This is a genomic window from Flavobacterium sp. F52, from assembly GCF_000278705.1.
GTDB lineage: Bacteria > Bacteroidota > Bacteroidia > Flavobacteriales > Flavobacteriaceae > Flavobacterium > Flavobacterium anhuiense.
Genome location: NZ_AKZQ01000029.1, coordinates 1 through 23,146 on the forward strand (window position 1 = coordinate 1; position 23,146 = coordinate 23,146).

General features: G+C 35.5%; 18 protein-coding genes. 14 read left to right on the forward strand and 4 right to left on the reverse strand.

Annotated features, from left to right (window positions below; translation table 11 throughout):
- Positions 1–205 precede the first annotated feature (205 nt).
- The 3 genes from FF52_RS15015 to FF52_RS15025 all read right to left on the reverse strand — a co-directional run bounded on the left by FF52_RS15015 (position 206) and on the right by FF52_RS15025 (position 3,476).
- Positions 206–1,012, reverse strand: a complete 807-nt coding sequence (locus FF52_RS15015; RefSeq protein ID WP_008466823.1) for a helix-turn-helix domain-containing protein — start codon at positions 1,010–1,012, stop codon at positions 206–208.
- 61 nt (positions 1,013–1,073) lie between these two features.
- Complete coding sequence (locus FF52_RS15020) at positions 1,074–2,495, reverse strand: aldehyde dehydrogenase family protein (protein ID WP_008466825.1); 1,422 nt, start codon at positions 2,493–2,495, stop codon at positions 1,074–1,076.
- Between the two features lie 156 nt (positions 2,496–2,651).
- Positions 2,652–3,476 carry a universal stress protein gene (locus FF52_RS15025; RefSeq protein ID WP_008466826.1) on the reverse strand — a complete coding sequence of 275 codons (825 nt, stop codon included), beginning with the start codon at positions 3,474–3,476 and terminating at the stop codon, positions 2,652–2,654.
- Positions 3,477–3,650: 174 nt separating this feature from the next.
- On the opposite strand from FF52_RS15025, the gene rimP reads away from it, so the two are divergent.
- The 5 genes from rimP (at position 3,651) to FF52_RS15050 (ending at position 9,932) form a co-directional block, all read left to right on the forward strand.
- Positions 3,651–4,115, forward strand: coding sequence for a ribosome assembly cofactor RimP (gene rimP / locus FF52_RS15030; protein ID WP_008466827.1), 465 nt, complete (start codon positions 3,651–3,653; stop codon positions 4,113–4,115).
- A gap of 19 nt (positions 4,116–4,134) precedes the next feature.
- A complete protein-coding gene (nusA, locus tag FF52_RS15035; RefSeq protein WP_008466828.1) occupies positions 4,135–5,388 on the forward strand; it encodes a transcription termination factor NusA in 1,254 nt (417 codons plus the stop codon).
- A 59-nt stretch (positions 5,389–5,447) separates the two neighbouring features.
- Positions 5,448–8,318: a translation initiation factor IF-2 gene (infB, locus tag FF52_RS15040; protein WP_008466830.1), complete on the forward strand. Its 2,871-nt coding sequence runs from the start codon at positions 5,448–5,450 to the stop codon at positions 8,316–8,318.
- Between the two features lie 252 nt (positions 8,319–8,570).
- A complete protein-coding gene (locus tag FF52_RS15045; protein ID WP_008466833.1) occupies positions 8,571–9,347 on the forward strand; it encodes an acid phosphatase in 777 nt (258 codons plus the stop codon).
- 72 nt (positions 9,348–9,419) lie between these two features.
- On the forward strand, positions 9,420–9,932 hold the full coding sequence (locus FF52_RS15050) for a DUF4920 domain-containing protein (protein WP_008466834.1): 513 nt from the start codon (positions 9,420–9,422) through the stop codon (positions 9,930–9,932).
- A 77-nt stretch (positions 9,933–10,009) separates the two neighbouring features.
- On the opposite strand, the gene FF52_RS15055 is transcribed toward FF52_RS15050, so the two are convergent.
- Positions 10,010–10,399 (reverse strand): SPOR domain-containing protein, encoded by a 390-nt coding sequence (locus tag FF52_RS15055; protein WP_008466835.1) that lies wholly within the window; start codon positions 10,397–10,399, stop codon positions 10,010–10,012.
- A gap of 220 nt (positions 10,400–10,619) precedes the next feature.
- Between FF52_RS15055 and FF52_RS15060 the strand changes: the two genes are divergently transcribed.
- The 9 genes from FF52_RS15060 (at position 10,620) to ruvB (ending at position 23,140) form a co-directional block, all read left to right on the forward strand.
- Complete coding sequence (locus tag FF52_RS15060; RefSeq protein WP_008466837.1) at positions 10,620–11,954, forward strand: c-type cytochrome; 1,335 nt, start codon at positions 10,620–10,622, stop codon at positions 11,952–11,954.
- Positions 11,955–11,986: 32 nt separating this feature from the next.
- Positions 11,987–15,037: a TAT-variant-translocated molybdopterin oxidoreductase gene (locus tag FF52_RS15065; RefSeq protein ID WP_008466838.1), complete on the forward strand. Its 3,051-nt coding sequence runs from the start codon at positions 11,987–11,989 to the stop codon at positions 15,035–15,037.
- A gap of 34 nt (positions 15,038–15,071) precedes the next feature.
- Positions 15,072–16,475, forward strand: coding sequence for an NrfD/PsrC family molybdoenzyme membrane anchor subunit (gene nrfD / locus FF52_RS15070; RefSeq protein ID WP_008466839.1), 1,404 nt, complete (start codon positions 15,072–15,074; stop codon positions 16,473–16,475).
- Entirely contained in the window at positions 16,468–16,992 is a 525-nt protein-coding gene (locus tag FF52_RS15075; protein WP_008466841.1) for a DUF3341 domain-containing protein, read from the forward strand. The genes nrfD and FF52_RS15075 overlap by 8 nt, the downstream gene beginning before the upstream one ends.
- Positions 16,993–17,000: 8 nt before the next feature.
- Entirely contained in the window at positions 17,001–17,546 is a 546-nt protein-coding gene (locus tag FF52_RS15080; protein WP_035691680.1) for a c-type cytochrome, read from the forward strand.
- Positions 17,547–17,573: 27 nt separating this feature from the next.
- On the forward strand, positions 17,574–18,968 hold the full coding sequence (locus FF52_RS15085; protein ID WP_008466846.1) for a hypothetical protein: 1,395 nt from the start codon (positions 17,574–17,576) through the stop codon (positions 18,966–18,968).
- Between the two features lie 19 nt (positions 18,969–18,987).
- On the forward strand, positions 18,988–20,178 hold the full coding sequence (locus FF52_RS15090; RefSeq protein WP_008466847.1) for a cytochrome c oxidase subunit II: 1,191 nt from the start codon (positions 18,988–18,990) through the stop codon (positions 20,176–20,178).
- Between the two features lie 30 nt (positions 20,179–20,208).
- Positions 20,209–22,011 carry a cytochrome c oxidase subunit I gene (locus FF52_RS15095; protein WP_008466848.1) on the forward strand — a complete coding sequence of 601 codons (1,803 nt, stop codon included), beginning with the start codon at positions 20,209–20,211 and terminating at the stop codon, positions 22,009–22,011.
- 106 nt (positions 22,012–22,117) lie between these two features.
- Positions 22,118–23,140, forward strand: coding sequence for a Holliday junction branch migration DNA helicase RuvB (ruvB, locus tag FF52_RS15100; protein ID WP_008466849.1), 1,023 nt, complete (start codon positions 22,118–22,120; stop codon positions 23,138–23,140).
- Positions 23,141–23,146 lie beyond the last annotated feature (6 nt).

A 23,146-nucleotide genomic window follows, 5' to 3' on the forward strand; every position in this document is an offset into this window, starting at 1 on the left:
GTCCTAGTAGACCAACAGAAAAGCCTCTCAGAAATGAGAGGCTTTTTTTATGCTTTAAAGTTAGGTTTTTTAACGCAAAGCGCGCTAAGTTTTTAGAATATAGAGTTTGTTAAGCTTTATGCGTCTTGTTTTGAATATAGCCCGTGATTTCAACCACGGGAAATGTATTGTGAAAGACATATTTTTTGGGAGGCTTATTGCGGATCTATTTATGATTTAAAGAAGAAGGAACAATTCCGAATTTCTTTTTAAATGAAAATGAAAAGTGCGAAAGATCTTCAAAGCCAACGCCAATATATACTTCAGATGGCGGATTTCCTTGGCTGATTAAATAATAAGCTTCCTGAAGTCTTTTGTTTAAAAGCCATTTTCCAGGTGTTTCCTGAAATACTTTTTGAAAATCTCTTTTGAATGTTGCCAAGCTCCTTCCAGTCAGATAGGCGAATCGCTGCATTTGAACATTGAAATGGAAATTTTTATTCATAAAAGCTTCCAAGTCAATTTTTCCAGGTTCATTAAAATCAAATAAAATGTCTTTTAATTCTGGATTCACTTTTAATAAAAGATGAATGGCTTCCTTAATTTTTAAATTGAACAAAGTTTCGTTGTTTTCTTCTTCGACTTCGAGATAAGAAATCAGCGATTCCATGAAGGATTTGTAGAGTGGGTTGGGGGCTAGTGAAAACATGGCTTCTGTATTAGCTTTTTTGTCAGCTTTCAAATTGTACTCTTTGCTAATTTCTTTTAAAATTTCCTGATCCAAAAAAAGAGAAATGGTTTTAAATTCTCCTCCTTCTGGCGGAATCTTGGTAAATTTTGCCAAATGGTTTCTTCTGCTAAAGCGAAAATCTCCCGGTTTTGAATGAAAGGTGTTTTTGCTGTCTGAAGCGATCATTTCGCCAGAAATCTGATAGCTGAAAACATGTTCGGGTATAAAATGCTCGCCTTCTCGACTGCGTGCGTAATAACACGAGTAGAGAATTTTGGGCTTTGTGTTTGGTTTGATGCTCATATTGTAAAAATACTAAAAGATCTGGAAATCTTTAGATCAAAGATTTCCAGATTGATGAAGATTATTTTGGCTGAATCAATGCTCTTGGCTCTAAATAAGCTTCAAGGCCAATTGTTCCAAATTCACGTCCGATTCCAGATTGTTTAAATCCGCCAAAAGGAGCCATTGGGTCATGGCCAATTCCGTTGATCTGAACACGGCCAGCGTTAATTTGCGAAGCGATATTATGTGCTCTTTTTGAATCTGACGAACTTACATAGGCTTGCAAACCATAAGTGGTGTCATTGGCAGTTTCAATGGCTTTTTCTTCTGTTTTGTAAGTAATGACAGACAGAACAGGGCCGAATATTTCTTCTCTTGCTATACGCATCTGATTGTTTACGTTGATAAAAACAGTTGGTTTTACGAAATTCCCGCTTTCAAGTCCTTCTGGTTTTCCCAGTCCGCCAATTAATATTTCTGCGCCTTCGTTAATTCCGGTCTGAATATAGTCTTGAACACGGTTAAATTGTTTTTCGCTAACCATTGGGCCAACTGCAGTGTTTGGATTTTTTGGGTCTCCCACAATGAAGTTTGGAATCGTTTCTTTAATAAGAGATTTTACTTCGTCTAATTTGTTTTCTGGGATTAATAATCTAGTTCCGGCAATACATGCTTGTCCGCTATTCATAAATGCTGCGCCAATGGCAAGCGGAATAGCTTTTGAGAAATCTGCATCATCTAGAATGATATTTGGAGATTTTCCGCCAAGTTCAAGAGTTACTCTTTTCATGGTGTTGATGGCTTCTTTTGCAATAATTTTTCCAACGTTTGTTGATCCTGTAAAAGAAATTTTAGAAATATCTGGATTTCTGCTTATTTCGGCACCAACTATTTCTCCTAATCCATTTACAATATTTACAATTCCCTTTGGAAGTTGTGCATCGTGTAAACATTCGATCATTAATTGAGTCTGTTGAGCGCTCATTTCGCTAGGTTTAATTACGGTTGTGCATCCTGCTGCAATTGCTGTAGATAGCTTGCTGCAAATGAAGCCATTGCTCGAATTCCACGGAATAATAATTCCAACAACGCCTATGGGTGTCATTTGAACTTCAGATTCGCCCATTGTTTTAATAAAGCTGTAAGAGTTGAGGAGATTGATTGCGGAGTCAAAGCTCTTCAGCATGTAATCGTAGCTTACACTGGCAAACTGAAATGTGCCTCCGTATTCTTCTGTCATTATATTAATAAAGTCATCTTTCCTTTTTTCAACAGAAGATTTGATTTTTTCAAGATATTGGATTCTTTCTGAAGGTGTTGTTTTAGAAAAAGTTTTAAAGGCATTTTTCGCTGCTTCGATTGCGTTTTGAGTGTCTTCGGTATTGCCCAAAAGAACTTTTCCTAATTTTTCATTTGTTACTGGGCTAATAAGGTCGAAATATTCAGTTCCTTTTGGAGTAACAAATTCTCCATTGATGTAAATTTTGTCTATTGTTTTCATTTTGTTGTTTTTAATGAATTTTTATTTGACAAATTTCCGCATTAAATGGATTGACCGTTTTGTTGAAAAGCTCAGTTAAACTTTGTTGAGAAGCTCATTTTTTTGCATAAAAAAAGCTTCTCACTGGAGAAGCTTTAAGGAGAAAAAATAATCATGTTAGATTTTTAAAGTTATAACGGGTTTAACGGCGTGATTGACCAAGCCTTCGCTGATGCTTCCATTAAAGAAATGTGCAAAACCAGTTCTGCCATGTGTGCACATTCCGATAACATCAGCGTCTATTTTGTTTGAGAAATTGATGATTCCTTTTTCGATATTGGTGTCGTTGTAAATTTGAGTTGTGTAATTGGTGATATTAAATTCCTCTACAAAATCGTTCATTGCTTTTTCGCTAACATGAGTTGGTTTGAAGCTGTTGGGTGTGCAAATAGTGACTAAGTGTAGTTTTGAATCAAATAGTTTGGTGAAATTTAAAAGTTTTTCAAATGGTTTTTTTGCCTCATCTGAAAAATCAGAAGCAAAAACAATGTTGGATGCATTAAAATTTGGAATATTTTTCTTGATGACTAAAACAGGGATTTCTGAGTTTCTAACTACTTTTTCTGTATTTGAGCCTATTAGGAGTTCTTCGACGCCAGAAGATCCATGAGAGCCCATAATAATTAGATCAATGTCGTAATCTTTGCTTATTTGGGTAATACCGTGTATGGGTTTGTCCATTTTTACAATTTCAGTTACCGGAATTCCTTCTAGATAATCTCTAGAGGCAACTTCGTCTAGCGTTTCGTTTGCTTTCTTCATAAAAAGCATGGTTTCAGGAATGCTGGTTCCTCCCAATATAGCGTCGTTTGATTGCTGTGGCAATTCAAGCATATGAAGAAGAATGAGTTCGGAATTGTTCTTTTTTGCGATTTGAGCAGCAACTCTTAGAGCGTCTTCTGCATGTTCTGAGAAGTCGGTAGGTACTAAAATTCGTTTCATGATTTTGAGGGTTAAAAATTATGAATAATTCGCGTTTTAATGCTATAATAAAGATAAGAAATTATTTTAGAGCAATCAATTTATTTGATTTATAAAAAAATCACTATATTTGCACTGTTATTTATTAAAATCTAAATAATGAGGGGACTAAGTGTCCCCTCTTTTTATAAAATTATGACATTTAAAGAAAAAGTAAACGGATTAATTACGGAAGCTCTTCTGGAAAAACCATCAATCTTTTTGGTTGATCTGGCTGTTTCGGATTCTTTTAAGATTAGTGTTGGTTTAGACGGAGATAATGGAGTGGCGCTGCAAGACTGTATAGATATCAGTCGCGCAATCGAGAATAATCTTGATCGTGAAGAACAGGATTTCTCGCTTGAAGTAGCATCGGTTGGAGTCGGAACTCCTCTTAAAATGATAAGACAATACAAGAAAAATGTTGGTAGAACGCTGATTGTTACCACAAATACAGAAAAAATCGAAGCGGAATTGGTAGAAGCTAATGATGTTTTTATAATTTTGTCTTGGAAAGCAAGAGAACCGAAAAAAGTAGGAAAAGGAAAAGAAACAGTTCAAAAAGAGCAACAAATACCTTATACAGAAATTAAAGAGGCAGTTGTTACGGTAACATTTTAATTTTAATTAAAAAATTCGCATGGAAAATTTAGCATTAATCGATTCATTCTCAGAGTTTAAAGATAATAAACTTATTGATCGTGTAACGCTTATGGCAATTTTAGAGGACGTATTTAGAAATGCATTAAAGAAAAAATACGGTTCAGATGAAAATTTCGATATCATTATAAACCCTGATAAAGGTGATATGGAAATCTGGAGAAGAAGAGTAATTGTTGCCGATGAGGATCTTGATTTTGAAAATGAGGAAATTACATTGACTGAAGCAAGAAAAATTGAGGCGGATTTTGAAATTGGTGAAGAAGTTTCTGAAGAAGTAAAATTGATTGATTTAGGAAGAAGAGCTATCTTAGCGCTTCGTCAGAATCTTATATCTAAAATTCACGAACACGATAATACAAACTTATACAAGCAGTTTAAAGATATTATCGGTGATATTTATACGGCTGAAGTACACCACGTACGTCCAAGAGTAGTTATCTTAGTGGATGATGAAGGAAATGAAATTGTACTTCCAAAGGAAAAACAAATTCCATCAGATTTCTTCCGTAAAGGAGATAACGTTCGTGGAATTATTGAAAGCGTTGAATTAAAAGGAAACAAACCTCAAATTATTATGTCTAGAACTTCTGAGAAGTTCTTGGAAAAATTATTTGAGCAAGAAATTCCAGAGGTTTTCGACGGATTAATTACAGTGAAAAATGTAGTTCGTATTCCAGGCGAAAAAGCAAAAGTGGCTGTTGATTCTTATGATGATAGAATTGATCCAGTTGGAGCTTGCGTTGGAATGAAAGGTTCTCGTATTCACGGAATTGTTCGTGAGCTTGGAAATGAAAATATTGATGTAATCAATTATACAAACAATATTCAATTATTTATTACAAGAGCATTAAGCCCAGCAAAAGTTTCTTCTATCAAAATTGATGAAGAAAATAAAAGAGCTGAAGTGTTCTTGAAATTAGAAGAAGTTTCAAAAGCAATTGGTAGAGGTGGTCACAACATTAAATTGGCAGGTCAGTTGACAGGTTATGAATTAGATGTTATACGTGAAGGAGATATCGCTGGAACCGTTGCAGATGAAGATGATGTTGAATTAACAGAGTTTTCAGATGAAATTGAAGAGTGGGTAATTGAAGAGTTTGCAAAAATAGGTTTAGATACTGCAAAAAGTATTTTAAAACACGACGTAGAAGATTTAGTAAGAAGAACAGATTTAGAAGAGGAAACAATTCTAGATGTTATGAAGATACTAAAAGAAGAGTTTGATAGTTAAGCTAAAAGCTTGCATCTGCTCTAACAACACAACGAAAAAGGTAATAATAAAAAGGTTATATGTCTGAAGAGAGAGTAATAAGAATAAACAAGGTTTTAAGGGAATTAAATATTTCGTTAGAAAGAGCTGTGGATTATCTAAAAGATAAAGGAATTGCTATTGATGCAAATCCTAATGCGAAAATTTCTGACACGGAATTTAATATCCTTCAAAGCCAATTTGCGGGCGATAAGGGGAATAAGGAGGCTTCTAAAGAGGTTGGAGAAGAAAAAAGAAAGGAAAAAGAGGCATTACGTGTAGAGCGTGAGAAAGAAATTGAAGACAAACGCAGACAAGAAGAAGAGCGTCTAAAACAGCAAGAAATAATTAAAGCAAGAGCTATTGTTTCGGGACCTGTACAAGTTGGTAAAATTGACTTGAATCCAAAAAAACCTGCGGTTACTCCTTCTGAGGAAGCAGCTAAGGTTGAAGAACCAAAAGTTGCTGCTGCTGTGCAGCCAGAAAAACCTGTTCAAAATGAAACAGTGAAATCTGAACCAGTTGTTTCAACTCCTGTTGCTGAAACTAAAAAAGAAGAACCTATTATTACTGAGAAAAAAGAAGTTAAAGCAGAATCTAAAGTTGCGCAGGAGCCAATCGTGTCTACTGATCCAACAACTTCGGAAGAAACTATTACTACTCAATATCAAAAGCTTACTGGAACTACTCTTACAGGTCAGACAATTGATTTATCTCAATTTAATAAGCCTAAGAAAAAGAAGGAAGATCCTAAAGCGGCTCAGAATAAACCTGGAACTCCTGGAGTTGGGAATAATAATAACGCCAATAAAAATAAGCGTAAAAGAATTGGTCCAAAACCGGGTGTGCCTGGTGCACCAAAGCCTGTTACGGGTAATGCGCCTGGAACACCGAATCCAAACAAGCCGGCTCAAAATAACAATGGGGGAGGCTTTAATGCTAACAGAAGCCAAAGACCAGGTTTTGTAAAAGGAAACCGTCCTGCTATTGTGGCTAAAGTTGAGCCAACTGAAGAAGAAGTAAAAAACCAAATTAGAGAAACTCTTGAAAAACTTCAAGGTAAAGGAGGAAAATCTAAAGCGGCAAAATATAGAAGAGATAAAAGAGAAACACACCGTCAGAAATCTGATGACGAGCAAAGAGCTCTTGACGAAGGAAGTAAAACAATTAAAGTTACTGAGTTTGTTACTGTAGGTGAAATTGCAATCATGATGGATGTGCCGATTACTAAAGTAATTGGAACTTGTATGTCTCTTGGTATCATGGTTACCATGAACCAACGTCTAGATGCTGAAACATTAACTATTGTAGCAGATGAGTTTGGTTATGATGTTGAATTCATCACAGTAGATATTGAAGAAGCAATAGAAGTTGTAGAAGATAGAGAAGAAGACTTAGTAACAAGAGCGCCAATTGTGACAGTAATGGGTCACGTTGACCACGGTAAAACATCTTTACTGGATTATATTCGTAAAGAAAATGTTATTGCAGGTGAGTCTGGAGGTATTACTCAGCACATTGGAGCGTATGGAGTTACTTTGGATAACGGACAAAAAATTGCATTCTTAGATACTCCAGGTCACGAGGCGTTTACAGCGATGCGTGCACGTGGAGCTCAAGTTACGGATATTGCGATTATCGTAGTTGCGGCGGATGATGATATCATGCCACAAACAAAAGAGGCAATTTCTCACGCACAAGCTGCGGGAGTGCCAATTATATTTGCAATCAATAAAATTGATAAACCAAACGCGAATGTTGACAAAATTAAAGAACGTTTGGCTGGTATGAATTTACTTGTTGAAGATTGGGGTGGAAAAATTCAGTCACATGATATTTCTGCAAAAGTCGGAACGGGAGTTAAAGAATTATTAGAGAAAGTTTTATTAGAAGCTGAAATCTTAGATTTAAAAGCAAATCCAAATAAAGCGGCGCAGGGAACTGTTGTTGAGGCTTACTTAGATAAAGGAAAAGGATACGTTTCTACAATTTTAGTGCAACAAGGTACTTTGAAAATTGGAGATTATATGCTTGCTGGTAAACACCATGGTAAGGTAAAAGCAATGCATGACGAAAGAGGGCATACAGTTTTATCAGCTGGACCTTCAACCCCTGTATCAGTTTTAGGTTTAGACGGAGCTCCAACAGCGGGTGATAAGTTCAACGTATTTGAAGACGAAAAAGAAGCAAAACAAATTGCATCAAAACGTTCTCAATTAATGCGTGAGCAGTCTGTTCGTACTCAAAGACATATTACACTTGATGAAATTGGACGTCGTATCGCTCTTGGTCAGTTTAAAGAATTGAACGTAATTCTTAAAGGAGACGTTGATGGTTCTGTTGAAGCATTATCAGATTCGTTCTCTAAACTTTCTACAGAAGAAGTTCAAATCAATATTATCCATAAAGGTGTTGGTGCGATTACAGAAACAGATGTTAACTTGGCTTCTGCTTCAGATGCAATCATCATCGGATTTAACGTTCGTCCTGCAGGAAATGCTAGGCAGCTTGCGGATAAAGAAGAAATTGATATCCGTTACTATTCTATTATTTATGCGGCAATCGATGACTTGAAAGATGCGATGGAAGGAATGTTAGCGCCAGAGATGAAAGAAGAAGTTTTAGGTAATGCTGAAATTCGTGAGATTTTCAAAATTTCTAAAGTAGGTTCAATTGCTGGATGTATGGTGACAGACGGTAAAATCTTAAGAACTTCTAAAATTAGAGTAATTAGAGATGGGGTTGTTGTTCATACAGGTGAATTAGTTGCCTTGAAACGTTTCAAAGACGATGTGAAAGAAGTGACTAAAGGTTACGATTGTGGTATCCAAATAAAAGGATTTAATGATATCGAAATTAATGATGTTATTGAAGCTTACCACGAAGTAGCAATTAAAAAGAAATTGAAATAAATTCAATTCATATAAAAAAAGTCCCAATGAAAATTGGGACTTTTTTTATTTTAAAATTATGATATTAATGAATGTGGTGTTAGGAAATTAGTCATTGTAATGTGTTTCATTTTATAATATGAAACATAAATGAGAGATTTGGCTACGGTCTGGTTCGTGGAATGTCTGTTTCTTTGTGTAGTAATTTTCTTTTGTTTTTTAGGTGAAATGAAATTAAGAAAATAGTTTGTCGAATGAAATATCTATACTGATATGAGGGTAAGTATAAATCATATTGTGAATGCAATTTTTGGCAGGCGTTTTAAATCAGAGAATTCCGTTAGTAATTTTACAAATGTTCAGCAGTTAAGAGAAATAATGCCTGCTTTGCTTGAGGGGTATTTGACTGAAGCGGAAATGCCAAACAGTTTTCTTTTGTTATCGCCTCCTCCCGAACACAACTCCAGTTTTTTTGAGTTAGATTTGGAACATGCAAGAAAAGCATTGGAATCTAAGGACGAAGCACGTTTTTTGCAGGCGGCCATAGATGCAGACTTGTCCTTTCCTTTTGCGGTTAAATCATTTGAATCAATTATAGGTATGCAGATTAGTGAGTCAAAAACTCCTAAACTTTACGTGCTAATGCGAAGGGTGATGACAGATGCGGGATTGTCTACTTATGCGGCTAAAAATTATTACAAAAGGGAAAGGCCATTTATGGTAAATAATCAAAAGACATGCACTCCCGATCAGGAAAATATATTATATAAAGTTGGTTCGTTTCCTTCTGGTCATGCTGCTGTTGGCTGGGCGTGGTCATTGGTTTTAATTAAGCTTTTCCCTGAAAAAGAAAAAGAGATTTTGAAACGCGGGCATGACTTTGGTGAAAGTCGTATTGTTTGTAATGTACATTGGTATAGTGATGTTAAAATGGGAAGAACTATGGGGCAGGCGACTGTTGAATGTCTTTGGGGTAATTCGGATTTTCTGGCTGACTGGGATAGTGTTAAAAAAGAAATACAGGAGATTTTAGATTCTAATTTAGAATAAAGGCTTAGTGATTTTAAATTTAGAATGATATCTCAAATTTTAGTATTATTTTTGGGTATAAATAATATAAAAATGAAAAGAATTTTAATATACACAAGCTTGTTTTTTATAAGTTTTACGGCATTATCTTTTTCACAAGAAAATGTTGAGAAACCTACGCCGCCAGCAGGAGATGCTTTAGTTGGGGATTATTATGGAACAGATGTTTCTGGAGCTGTGGTAAATAATGCTGTTTCTGTTGAAAAACTTGAAGGGGAATTAAAAACCACAAAAACAATAGAAGGAATTGCAGTAAAAGGTGAAGTAACGGATGTTTGTGCGAAAAAAGGGTGCTGGATAACTCTAAAGACTAAAGATGGTGAATCTTTCTTTGTAAAAATGAAAGATTACGCTTTTTTTGTACCTACTGCATTAAAAGGTAAAAATGTAGTTTTAGAAGGAAATGCTGAAAAGAAAGTAACACCTGTTGAGGAACTTAAGCATTATGCAAAAGATGCTAAGAAAACAAAGGCAGAAATAGATGCGATTAAAATGCCAAAAGAAGAAATACGCTTTTTAGCGAGCGGGATAAAAGTGGTAAATTAGATTTAAAAGTTGTAATTCTAAAATAGAAACAAAAAAAGCGAGATTTTTATATCTCGCTTTTTTTGTTTCTGCATGCATCATTTTCCAGGTTTAAGCAGGAAAACGCTTTTGTATCTTTTTTTGATTTCTGCTAAATTTCTTTCAGCTTCTATTCTGGTTTTGAAATTCCCAACAATTACTTTATAATTTGGAGTGCTGAAAATAATGGTTCCGTCAATATCAGAATTTTCTTTTTTGAAATCCGATAACGTTTTTTTTGCTTCGTCGCTTTTACCACTAAAGATTTGAATTCTATAGGTGTCGTTTGTATTTATCGACGTGTTAATTTTGCGCTTCTCGTTTAGTAATTGCTCAAATTTAGGATCTTGATTTAGTGTTAAATTTTGGTCTTGAGCATTAATATTGTGTGCTAAAGCAATCGTTGTAATTGTTAATAAAAGGCTTTTTGAAGGACTTAAAATTCTCATAATGTGATGGTTTTTATGCAAAAATACTATTTAAAGTTTGAGTGTAAAATTTTAATATTATTTAGAATTGATATAAATTGATAATTAAGACTATTTTAAGGTTTTGAGAATAGCTCATAAGTCGTATTTTTGTGCAAGTTTTAAAAGAGGGTATAGGTTTTTGCTGGATTTAGTACAGAAAAAATCATACCAAAAATTAGTAGACAATTATTTATACTATATGAAAAAGGTGGGTAACCATAATTCGATCTCAAGAAAATTGCTGCTTGGCTTATCGCTAACGTTAATTTTCTCCCTAACTTCATTTGCTCAAGAAGCTGCTGCTCCGGCGGCGCCTGAGGCTGCTGCGGCTGCTCCAGCTGCAGGAGGCGGTGATCCAGTAAAAGGGAAAGAACTTTTTAATGCAAATTGCGCTGCATGTCACAAATTAGATGCTAAATCAACTGGTCCTGCTTTAAGGGGGGTTGCTTCTAAGCATGATATGGCTTGGATTTACAAGTGGGTGCATAACAGTTCTGACATGATTAAGTCAGGTGATCCTGTTGCTGTTAAACTTTTTGAGGAAAATAACAAAGCTGTTATGACTTCGTTTCCTCAATTGTCTGAAGGAGATATTGATAATATTATAGCGTATACTTCTGAGCCTAAGGCTGAGCCTGCTGCGGCTGCGGGAGGTGCTGCAACTCCTCCTGGAACAAATGTTCAAGATGGCGCTATTTCAAATAACATTATTTTAGGAGCTCTTGCTCTTGTAATGGCTATTTTAGTTGTAATGTTGTTTATGGTAAACAAAGTTTTAACTAAAGTTGCTAATAAAAACGGTATTGAAATTGCTCCAAAAGAAGCAAGACTGCCAATCTGGAAAGCTTTCGCTAAAAACCAATTCTTGGTTTTAGTAACTGCAATCTTCTTGCTTTTGGCTAGTGGTTATTTTGTTTACGGATACTTAATGCAAGTAGGTGTAGATCAGAATTATGAGCCAATTCAGCCAATTCACTACTCTCACAAAATTCACGCTGGTGATAATGAAATCAATTGTAAATATTGTCACTCTGCTGCTCGTGTAAGTAAAACAGCTGGTATTCCTTCTTTAAATGTTTGTATGAACTGTCATAAAAATATTTCTGAGGTTGCTGAAACTACTGCTACTCCTGAGTACAGCAAAGCATTCTACGATGCTCAAATCCAAAAATTATATGATGCTGTTGGATGGGATAAGACTAAACAAGCTTATACTGGAAAAACAATGCCTGTAAAATGGGTTCGTATTCACAACTTACCTGACTTTGTTTACTTCAACCACTCACAACACGTTTCTGTTGCAGGTATTGAATGTCAAACTTGTCACGGACCAGTACAGGAATTTGAAATCATGAAGCAATACTCTAAATTAACAATGGGATGGTGTGTTGATTGCCATAGAAAAACTGATGTTAAGATGGAAGGTAATGCTTACTATGACAAAATTCATGCTGAGCTTTCTAAAAAATACGGTGTAGAGAAATTAACTGCAGCGCAAATGGGAGGTTTAGAGTGTGGTAAATGCCACTATTAATCGATTTATTAAGATTTTAATATATATATACAATGTCATCAAACAAAAAATACTGGAAAAGTGTTGAGGAGCTAGAAAATAGCTCTATTGTTGAGGCGCTTAGAAATAACGAATTTGTTGAAGAAATTCCTACTGATGAGTTTTTAGGTAATGCTGATGCTTTATCTACTTCAGGAACTTCACGTCGTGACTTTTTAAAGTACGTAGGGTTTAGTACGGCGGCTGTAACATTAGCTGCTTGCGAAGGTCCGGTTCACAAGTCTATCCCTTATGTATTACAACCAGAGCAGATCATTCCTGGTGTTGCTGATTATTATGCAACTACAGTTTTTGATGGATTTGATTTTGCTAATCTTTTGGTGAAAACTCGTGAGGGTCGTCCAATTAAAATTGAAAACAATACAATTGCTGGAGCTAAATTTTCAGCGAATGCTAGAATTCATGCATCTATCTTAGGTTTGTATGATAGCACTCGTTTAAAAGAGCCAAAAGTAGACGGTAAAAATTCTTCTTGGTCAGCTGTTGATTTGAAAATCAAATCTAGTTTAGCAGAGGCAAAAGCTAAAGGCGGTCAAGTTGTATTATTAACTAATACTTTAGCAAGTCCATCTACAGAAAAATTAATTGGTGAGTTTATTGCAAAAAATCCAAACGCTAAGCACGTTGTATATGATGCAGTTTCTTCATCTGAAGCTTTAGATGCTTTTGAAGCTGTTTATGGTCAAAGAGCTTTAGTTGATTACGATTTTTCAAAAGCTTCTTTAATCGTATCTGTTGGAGCTGATTTCTTAGGAGACTGGCAAGGTGGAGGATATGATGCTGGATATGCGCAAGGACGTATTCCTCAAAACGGAAAAATGTCTCGTCACTTTCAGTTTGAATCAAACATGACATTATCTGGAGCAGCTGCTGATAAGCGTGTTCCTATGACTGTAGCTGCTCAAAAGCAAGCTTTAGTTCAAATTTATAATATTGTTGTAGGTGCTTCTGTTCCTGTAGCTTTAGAAGGAAACTTTAAAGCTGAAGTAGTAAAAGCTGCACAACAGCTTAAAGCTGCTGGTTCAAAAGGAGTTTTAGTATCTGGAATTGAAGATAAAAATGCTCAGTTATTAGTTTTAGCTATCAATCAAGTATTGGCTAGTGAAGCTTTTAGTACTGCTGGAGCAAGACAAATTAGAAAAGGTTCTAATGCTGCAGTTGCACAATTAATTAAAGATTTGAATGCAGGAAGTGTTCATACTTTAATTATGAGCGGAGTTAACCCAGTTTATACTTTAGCTGATTCAGCTTCTTTTGTATCTGGATTGAAAAAAGTTAAAACATCAGTTGCATTTTCATTAAAAGAAGATGAGACTGCATCAATTGTTTCAATTGCTGCGCCAGCTCCTCACTATTTAGAGACTTGGGGAGATCTTGAGCTTACAAGCGGAACATATAGCTTAACTCAGCCTACAATTCGTCCTATCTTCAATACAAAACAATTTCAAGATATTTTATTGTCAGTAAATGGTACTGCTGGTACTTATTATGACTACTTAAAAGCAAATTCTGGAGCTTATACTGCAGGTACTTCTTGGAATAAAGTATTGCACGATGGTGTAGCTGTTTTAGGAGCTTCAGCATTATCAGGAGGAGCTATTGATGCTGCTGCGGCGGCAAACGCTGTTGCAAAATCTAAATCTTCTGGTGATTTTGAATTAGTATTATATACTAAAACAGGATTAGGAGATGGACAACATGCTAACAACCCTTGGTTGCAAGAGTTCCCAGATCCAATTACAAGAGTTTCTTGGGATAACTATGTAACAGTTTCTAATGCAGATGCTAAAAAACTTGGTTTGACTAACGAAATTGTTGCAAACGGAGGTTTAAATGGTAGTTATGCTACTATTACAGTAGACGGAACTAAATTGGAAAACGTTCCAGTTATTGTTCAGCCAGGTCAAGCAGTTGGTACTTTAGGTCTAGCTCTTGGTTACGGACGTAAAGCTGCTCTTAAAGAAGAAATGCAAGTAGGTTTAAACGCTTACGCTTTATATAAAGGTTTCAATAATGTTCAATCTGTGTCTATCGTTAAGGTTGGTGGAGTACACGAATTTGCTTGTGTTCAAGGTCAGAAAACTTTAATGGGTAGAGGAGATATTATTAAAGAAACTACTTTAGAAATATTTAATACTAAAGATGCTGAACATTGGAATGAAAAACCAATGGTATCTTTAGATCACCAAGAAGTTGAGGCTACTACTGTAGATCTTTGGGAATCATTTGATCGTACAACTGGTCATCACTTCAATCTTTCAATTGACTTAAATGCTTGTACTGGATGTGGAGCTTGCGTTATCGCTTGTCACGCTGAAAACAACGTTCCTGTTGTAGGTAAAGCAGAGGTAAGAAGAAGCCGTGATATGCACTGGTTACGTATCGATAGATACTATTCTTCTGAAAGTACTTTTGAAGGTGATAATGAAAGAAAAGAAGGAATTGCTGGTTTATCTAGTTCATTATCTACATTTAATGAAATGGAAAAAGCAGGAGATAATCCTCAAGTTGCATTCCAACCTGTAATGTGTCAACACTGTAACCACGCACCTTGCGAAACAGTTTGTCCTGTTGCTGCAACTTCTCACGGTCGTGAGGGGCAAAACCATATGGCTTACAACAGATGTGTTGGTACTCGTTACTGTGCAAACAACTGTCCATATAAAGTACGTCGTTTTAACTGGTTCTTATACAACAAAAACAGCGAGTTCGATTATCATATGAACGATGATTTAGGACGTATGGTTCTTAATCCAGACGTTAACGTACGTTCTCGTGGTGTTATGGAGAAATGTTCTATGTGTATCCAAATGACACAAGCAACTAAATTGAAAGCTAAAAACGAAGGCCGTCCAGTTAGAGATGGTGAATTCCAAACAGCTTGTTCTAGTGCTTGTTCTTCAGGAGCGATGATATTTGGTGATGTAAATGATAAAGAAAGTAAAGTTGCTAAATTAGCTGCTGACGAAAGATCATACCACTTATTAGAGCATGTAGGTACAAAACCTAATGTGGTTTACCATGTTAAAGTTAGAAATACTTAGTAAAATTATTAATTAAGAAACAATATAAAGGATTATGTCGTCTCACTACGAAGCACCCATTAGAAAACCTTTAGTTATAGGTGATAAATCTTATCACGATGTAACTGTAGATGTAGCTGCACCTGTTGAGGGGCCTGCAAACAAGCAATGGTGGATTGTATTTTCAATCGCATTAATAGCCTTCCTTTGGGGGTTAGGTTGTATAATTTACACCGTATCTACCGGTATCGGAACATGGGGATTAAATAAAACAGTTGGCTGGGCTTGGGATATTACTAACTTCGTTTGGTGGGTTGGTATTGGTCACGCCGGAACATTAATTTCTGCGGTATTATTACTTTTCCGTCAACGTTGGAGAATGGCCATCAACCGTTCTGCAGAAGCTATGACTATTTTCTCTGTAGTACAAGCAGGTCTTTTCCCAATCATTCACATGGGACGCCCATGGTTAGCATACTGGGTATTGCCTATTCCAAACCAATTTGGATCTTTATGGGTAAACTTTAACTCACCTTTACTTTGGGATGTATTCGCGATTTCAACGTATCTTTCAGTATCATTAGTTTTCTGGTGGACTGGTTTATTGCCTGACTTTGCAATGCTTCGTGATAGAGCCATTACTCCTTTTAATAAAAGAGTTTATTCTATCTTAAGTTTTGGATGGAGCGGTAGAGCAAAAGATTGGCAGCGTTTTGAAGAAGTATCTTTAGTATTAGCTGGTCTGGCTACTCCACTTGTACTTTCTGTACACACAATTGTATCTATGGACTTTGCAACTTCTGTAATCCCTGGATGGCATACAACAATTTTCCCTCCATACTTCGTTGCTGGAGCGGTTTTCTCTGGATTCGCGATGGTAAACACATTGCTTATTGTTATGAGAAAAGTATCGAACCTTGAAGCATACATCACATTACAGCATATCGAGTTAATGAACATCATTATCATGATTACTGGATCTATCGTAGGTGTGGCTTACATCACTGAGTTATTTGTAGCTTGGTATTCAGGGGTAGAATATGAGCAGTATGCATTCTTAAACAGAGCTACTGGACCTTACTGGTGGGCATATTGGTCAATGATGACATGTAACGTGTTCTCTCCTCAGTTCATGTGGTTCAAAAAATTAAGAACAAGTATCATGTTCTCATTCATCATTTCGATTGTAGTAAACATCGGTATGTGGTTTGAAAGATTCGTAATTATTGTTACTTCTTTACATAGAGATTACCTTCCATCTTCTTGGACAATGTTCTCACCAACATTTGTTGATATTGGAATTTTCATCGGAACAATTGGTTTCTTCTTTGTATTGTTTTTATTATACTCTAGAACATTCCCTGTAATTGCTCAGGCAGAGGTTAAAACAATTTTGAAAGGAACAGGAGATAATTACATTAGAGAAAGAGCAAACAGTAAAGATTCACATCATGAGTAATAAAGTTATATACGCCATTTATAATGACGATGACGTTTTGATGAATGCAGTAAAGAAAACTAGAGCTGCTCATCATCATATTGAAGAGGTTTTTACTCCATTCCCGGTTCACGGATTGGATAAAGCCATGGGATTAGCACCAACAAGATTAGCAATATGTGCTTTTTTATATGGATGTGTTGGTATTTCTGTTGCAACAACTATGATGGGTTACATCATGATTCATGACTGGCCACAGGATATTGGAGGTAAGCCAAGTTTCAGTTTCATCCAAAATATGCCATCTTTTGTGCCGATTATGTTTGAGATGACTGTGTTTTTTGCAGCTCACTTAATGGTAATTACTTTCTATATGAGAAGTAGATTATGGCCTTTTAAAGAAGCTGAAAACCCAGATGTTAGAACAACTGATGACCACTTTTTAATGGAGGTTGCTGTAAATGATAACGAAGCTGAATTAGTTTCTTTCTTCGAAGGAACTGGAGCTGTTGAAGTTAAAGTAATAGAAAAGAATTAATTGTAGCTATGAAAAGGATATATAAAATAACACTTTTAGTTGGTATAACTATTTTAGTTTCATCTTGCCACAATAATTCGGCACCGAACTATCAGTATTTCCCAAATATGTATGAGTCTGTTGCTTACGAGCCATATTCAGAAGCAAAAGTATTTAAGGGAGGAAAAGAAGGACAGCTTCCTGTTGCAGGAACTATCAATAGAGGTTTTGAACCTTATGAATATGAAAACTCAACGGCTGGTTATGAATTAGCAAAAGCTAATTTAAAATCTCCATTGACAGAAGAAGAGAAAAACTCTGGAAAAGGGAAAGAACTTTTCGAAATTTACTGTATCAGCTGCCATGGTGCTACTGGTAACGGTAAAGGTAAATTGGTTGAAAGAGAAAAATTTCTTGGAGTACCTAGCTATAAAGACAGAGAGATCACTGAAGGAAGTATTTTTCATGTTGAGACTTATGGTTTAAATGCAATGGGTTCACATGCAAATCAATTAAGTGCTCACGAACGTTGGTTAGTTGCTGACTATGTTCTGAAACTAAAAAGCCAATTATAATTGTTGAACAAACTGATCGTAATAGATATGTATACATTTTCAAGTAAATTAAAAACTTTTTCTATCATCTTAATGGCCGTTGGTTTATTAGGAATTGGGTATGGTTTTTTAAGTGCACCAAAAGATATTCAAGAAGTTGAAAAAATACTAGCTGCAGATGAACATGGTTCGCATGGTGCTGCACATGAAGAAAAAGCGGAGGCATCTCATAAAGAAGCAGGTCATCACGAAGCTGCTGAAGCTGCACATGACGCTCACAAAGGAGCTGCACATGCTGAAGTTTCTGGTGCAAATGAGCACGAAAAACATTTAGAGCACGTATTACACCAATTGCAAAATAAGCCTTGGTCTGCTGTTTATGTGGCTTGTATTTTCTTTTTACTGCTTTCAATGGGAGTTTTAGCCTTCTATGCTATCCAACAAGTTGCTCAAGCGGGTTGGTCTCCAGTTTTGTTTAGAGTTATGCAAGGTATCACAGCTTATTTACCAGCTGGTTCTGTTATCTTCTTTATCATATTAGTTTTATGCGGATTACACTTCAATCATATCTTTGTATGGTTAGGTGAAGGTGTAACAGATCCTAAAAACGCTAATTATGATGCAATTATTGCTGGAAAATCTGGTTATTTAAACTTTCCTTTCTGGATTGTAAGAGCGGCTATCTTTTTATTAGGATGGAACTTATACCGTTATTACTCAAGAAAAAACTGTTTAGCGCAAGATGAAGCAAATGATGATCTTTACTACAAAAAGAACTTCAAAGCTTCTGCAGGATTCTTGGTATTCTTCATTGTTTCTGAGTCTATTATGGCTTGGGATTGGATTATGTCTTTTGATCCACACTGGTTTAGTACATTGTTTGCTTGGTATGTATTTGCTTCTTTCTTTGTAAGTGGTATTACAACTATTGCATTAGTAACGATTTATTTAAAATCTAAAGGATATTTAGAGTATGTAAATACAAGCCATATCCATGATTTAGCTAAGTTCATGTTTGGTATTAGTGTATTTTGGACTTATTTATGGTTCTCTCAATTCATGTTGATTTGGTACGCTAACATTCCAGAAGAGGTAACTTATTTTGTAACAAGAATTCAATTATATAACCTTCCTTTCTTTGGAGCGGTTGTTATGAACTTTGTTTTCCCATTATTAATATTAATCAATACTGACTTCAAACGTCTTAACTGGGTTGTTGTAATGGCTGGTATTGTAATATTATTAGGTCATTATGTTGATTTCTTTAATATGATTATGCCTGGAACAGTAGGAGACAAATGGTTTATTGGAGTTCCTGAAATTGCATCGATTCTTTTCTTCTTAGGTTTATTTATATTTGTTGTATTTACTGCATTAACTAAATCTCCTTTGCTAGCAAAAAGAAATCCTTTCATCGAAGAAAGTAAACATTTTCATTATTAATATTTAAAGAAGTAAACAGATGACAAGTTTGTTGGTAATTATAGTTTTAGTTTTATTAGCAGTTGCATTATGGCAATTGACGAAGATATTTGATCTTACTCAGGTAGGAGCTTCTTCTGATGATTCTCAGGTTGCATCGGATAATGACAATAACGTTCAGGGATATATTATGTTTGGCTTTTTAGCTTTCATTTATATATTTACGATTTATGGTTTACTAAAATGGGGTAATTTGGCACTTCATACTCCTGCTTCTGAGCATGGTAGTTTAGTAGATAATTTAATGAATATTACTTGGGTTTTAATTTTTATAGTTCAAGTAATTACACAAGGTTTGCTTTACTGGTTTTCTTTTAAAAATAGAGGAAACAAAGATAGAAAAGCATTGTTCTTTGCTGATAGTAATAAACTAGAAGCAATCTGGAGTATTATTCCTTCAGTTGTTTTAGCTTGTTTAATTCTTTACGGATTATACGCTTGGAATAACATTATGTTCGTTGATAAAGATGAAGATGTAATCGAAATCGAATTATACGCTCAACAATTTAAATGGACTGCAAGATATGCTGGACAAGACAATGTTTTAGGGAAAGCTAACGTACGTTTAATTGAAGGAGTAAATACATTAGGAGTTGACATGTCTGATCCTAATGCTCAAGATGATATTGTAGTTTCAGAACTGCACATCCCTAAAGGTAAAAAAGTTCACTTTAAAATGCGTTCTCAGGATGTATTGCACTCTGCTTACTTCCCTCATTTTAGAGCACAAATGAACTGTGTTCCTGGTATGGTTACTGAATTTGCTTTCGTTCCAACTTATACTACTGCGGAATATAGAGAATTACCATTTATGGTTGAAAAAGTTGCAAACATTAACAAACTTAGAGCTGAAAGAAGCGCTGAGTTAGTTGCAAAAGGAGGTACGGCTTTGGATCCTTACACATTTGATTATTTATTATTATGTAATAAAATTTGTGGAGCTTCTCACTATAACATGCAAATGAAAGTGGTAGTTGATACTCCAGAAGATTACAAAAAATGGTTAAGTGAGAAAACTACTTTAGCTCAAGATATTAAAGCGGCAGTTGCTGCTGAGAAACCAGCTGAAGGAGCTGCACCAACTACAGATACTGCTGCAAAAGTAATTGACACTGTTAAAACGGTTGTTGATACTGTTAAAGCTGCTGTAGCTAAAGTTGCGATGAAATAATATTATTAAGAAAATTTAAAGTACAAATATATGTCAGCAGAAGCGCACGGTCACGATCACGGACACGATCACGAGCACGAACATCATCATAAAGACACGTTCATTACTAAATATATTTTTAGTATTGATCACAAAATGATTGCTAAACAATACTTGATTACTGGTATTGTTATGGGAGTAATTGGGATTGCAATGTCCTTGCTTTTCAGAATGCAGTTAGCGTGGCCAGAAGAGTCTTTCAAAATATTTAATGTTTTATTAGGAGATAAATTTGCACCTGATGGTGTAATGGCAAATGATATTTATCTGGCTTTAGTTACAATTCACGGTACCATCATGGTATTCTTTGTACTGACGGCAGGTTTGAGTGGAACATTCAGTAACTTATTGATTCCTCTTCAAATTGGAGCGAGAGATATGGCATCTGGATTTATGAATATGATTTCATACTGGTTGTTTTTCTTATCAGCAGTTGTAATGTTATGTTCTTTATTTGTTGAAGCTGGACCAGCATCTGCAGGATGGACAATCTACCCTCCTTTAAGTGCTTTGCCACAAGCAATTCCTGGATCTGGAACAGGTATGACATTATGGTTAGTATCTATGGCTATTTTCATTGCATCTTCTTTAATGGGATCTTTGAACTACATCGTTACTGTACTTAACTTAAGAACTAAAGGAATGTCTATGACTAGACTTCCTCTTACAATCTGGACATTTTTCGTAACAGCTATTATTGGTGTTATTTCATTCCCAGTATTATTATCAGCTGCTTTATTATTGATTTTTGATAGAAGTTTTGGTACTTCATTCTTTTTATCTGATATCTATATTGCTGGTGAAGTTTTGCACTATCAAGGAGGTTCTCCAGTATTATTCGAGCACTTATTCTGGTTCTTAGGTCACCCTGAGGTTTATATCGTAATCTTACCAGCGATGGGTCTTGTTTCAGAAATTATGGCTACAAATGCTCGTAAACCAATTTTCGGTTACAGAGCGATGATTATGTCAGTTCTTGCAATTGCATTCTTATCAACTATCGTTTGGGGTCACCACATGTTTATTTCAGGAATGAATCCTTTCTTAGGATCTGTATTTACTTTTACAACTTTATTGATTGCAATTCCATCTGCTGTAAAAGCATTTAACTGGATTACAACTTTATGGAAAGGTAACCTACAATTTAACCCTGCAATGTTATTCTCTATTGGAATGGTTTCTACTTTCATCACTGGAGGTTTAACAGGAATCATTTTAGGAGATAGTACATTAGATATTAACGTTCACGATACTTACTTCGTAATTGCTCACTTTCACTTAGTAATGGGTATCTCTGCACTTTACGGAATGTTTGCTGGTATTTACCACTGGTTCCCTAAAATGTATGGTAGAATGTTAAACAAAAACTTAGGTTACATCCACTTCTGGGTAACTGCAGTTTGTGCTTATGGAGTTTTCTTCCCAATGCACTTTATAGGATTAGCTGGTTTACCAAGACGTTACTATACTAATACAAACTTCCCATTATTTGATGATTTACAAAATGTGAATGTTTTAATTACAACATTTGCTCTTGTAGGAGGTGCGTTCCAATTAGTATTCTTATATAACTTCTTTAGCAGTATTTTCTACGGTAAAAAAGCGACTCAAAACCCATGGAAATCTACTACTTTAGAGTGGACTACTCCAGTTGAGCATATTCACGGAAACTGGCCAGGAGAAATTCCTCACGTATACCGTTGGCCGTATGACTACAGTAACCCTAATCACGATGTAGATTTTGTTCCTCAAAATGTACCAATGAAAGAAGGTGAAGAAGTTTTACACCACTAGAAATAATCAAAGGCTGTCAGAAATGACAGCCTTTTTTGTTTAGTTAAAGTTTTAATCGTTCAGTTTAACTATTTTAGAAACTGATTAGTTTATATATCTTTGTGGGATGAATGAAAATCTAGATCCTACTACTAAAGGATATAACTCAGAAGAGTTAGATCTTGAAAAAAGATTGCGTCCGCTGTCATTTGATGATTTTGCTGGGCAAGATCAAGTTTTGGAAAATTTGAAAGTGTTTGTTGCTGCAGCTAATCAACGTGGTGAAGCGCTTGATCATGCGCTTTTTCATGGTCCTCCAGGTTTAGGAAAAACTACTTTAGCGAATATCTTAGCCAACGAATTGCAGGTAGGCATTAAAATTACTTCTGGTCCGGTATTGGATAAGCCTGGTGATTTGGCTGGTTTGCTGACAAACTTAGACGAAAGGGATGTTTTGTTCATTGATGAAATTCATAGATTAAGTCCAGTTGTTGAGGAGTATTTGTACTCGGCAATGGAGGATTTCAAGATAGATATTATGATTGAATCTGGACCAAATGCAAGGACAGTTCAAATCAATTTGAATCCATTTACTTTGATTGGAGCGACAACGCGATCTGGATTACTAACAGCTCCAATGCGTGCCCGTTTTGGAATATCTTCCAGATTACAATATTATACTACTGAACTTTTAACTACAATTGTTGAGAGGAGTGCGTCTATATTAAAAATGCCTATTGATTTGGAAGCGGCAATTGAAATTGCAGGTAGAAGTCGTGGTACTCCTCGTATTGCAAATGCTTTATTGAGACGAGTGCGTGATTTTGCTCAAATTAAAGGAAATGGAAGAATTGATTTAGAAATTTCCAGATACGCTTTAAAAGCGCTTAACGTAGATGCTCACGGTCTGGATGAAATGGATAATAAAATATTACTGACCATCATCAATAAATTCAAGGGAGGTCCAGTTGGACTTTCAACTTTGGCAACGGCCGTTAGTGAAAGTAGCGAAACCATCGAAGAGGTATACGAACCTTTTTTAATTCAAGAAGGATTTATAATGAGAACCCCTCGTGGAAGAGAAGTTACGGATAAGGCTTATAAACATCTTGGAAAAGTAAATACAAATACTCAAGGAGAATTGTTTTAATACTGA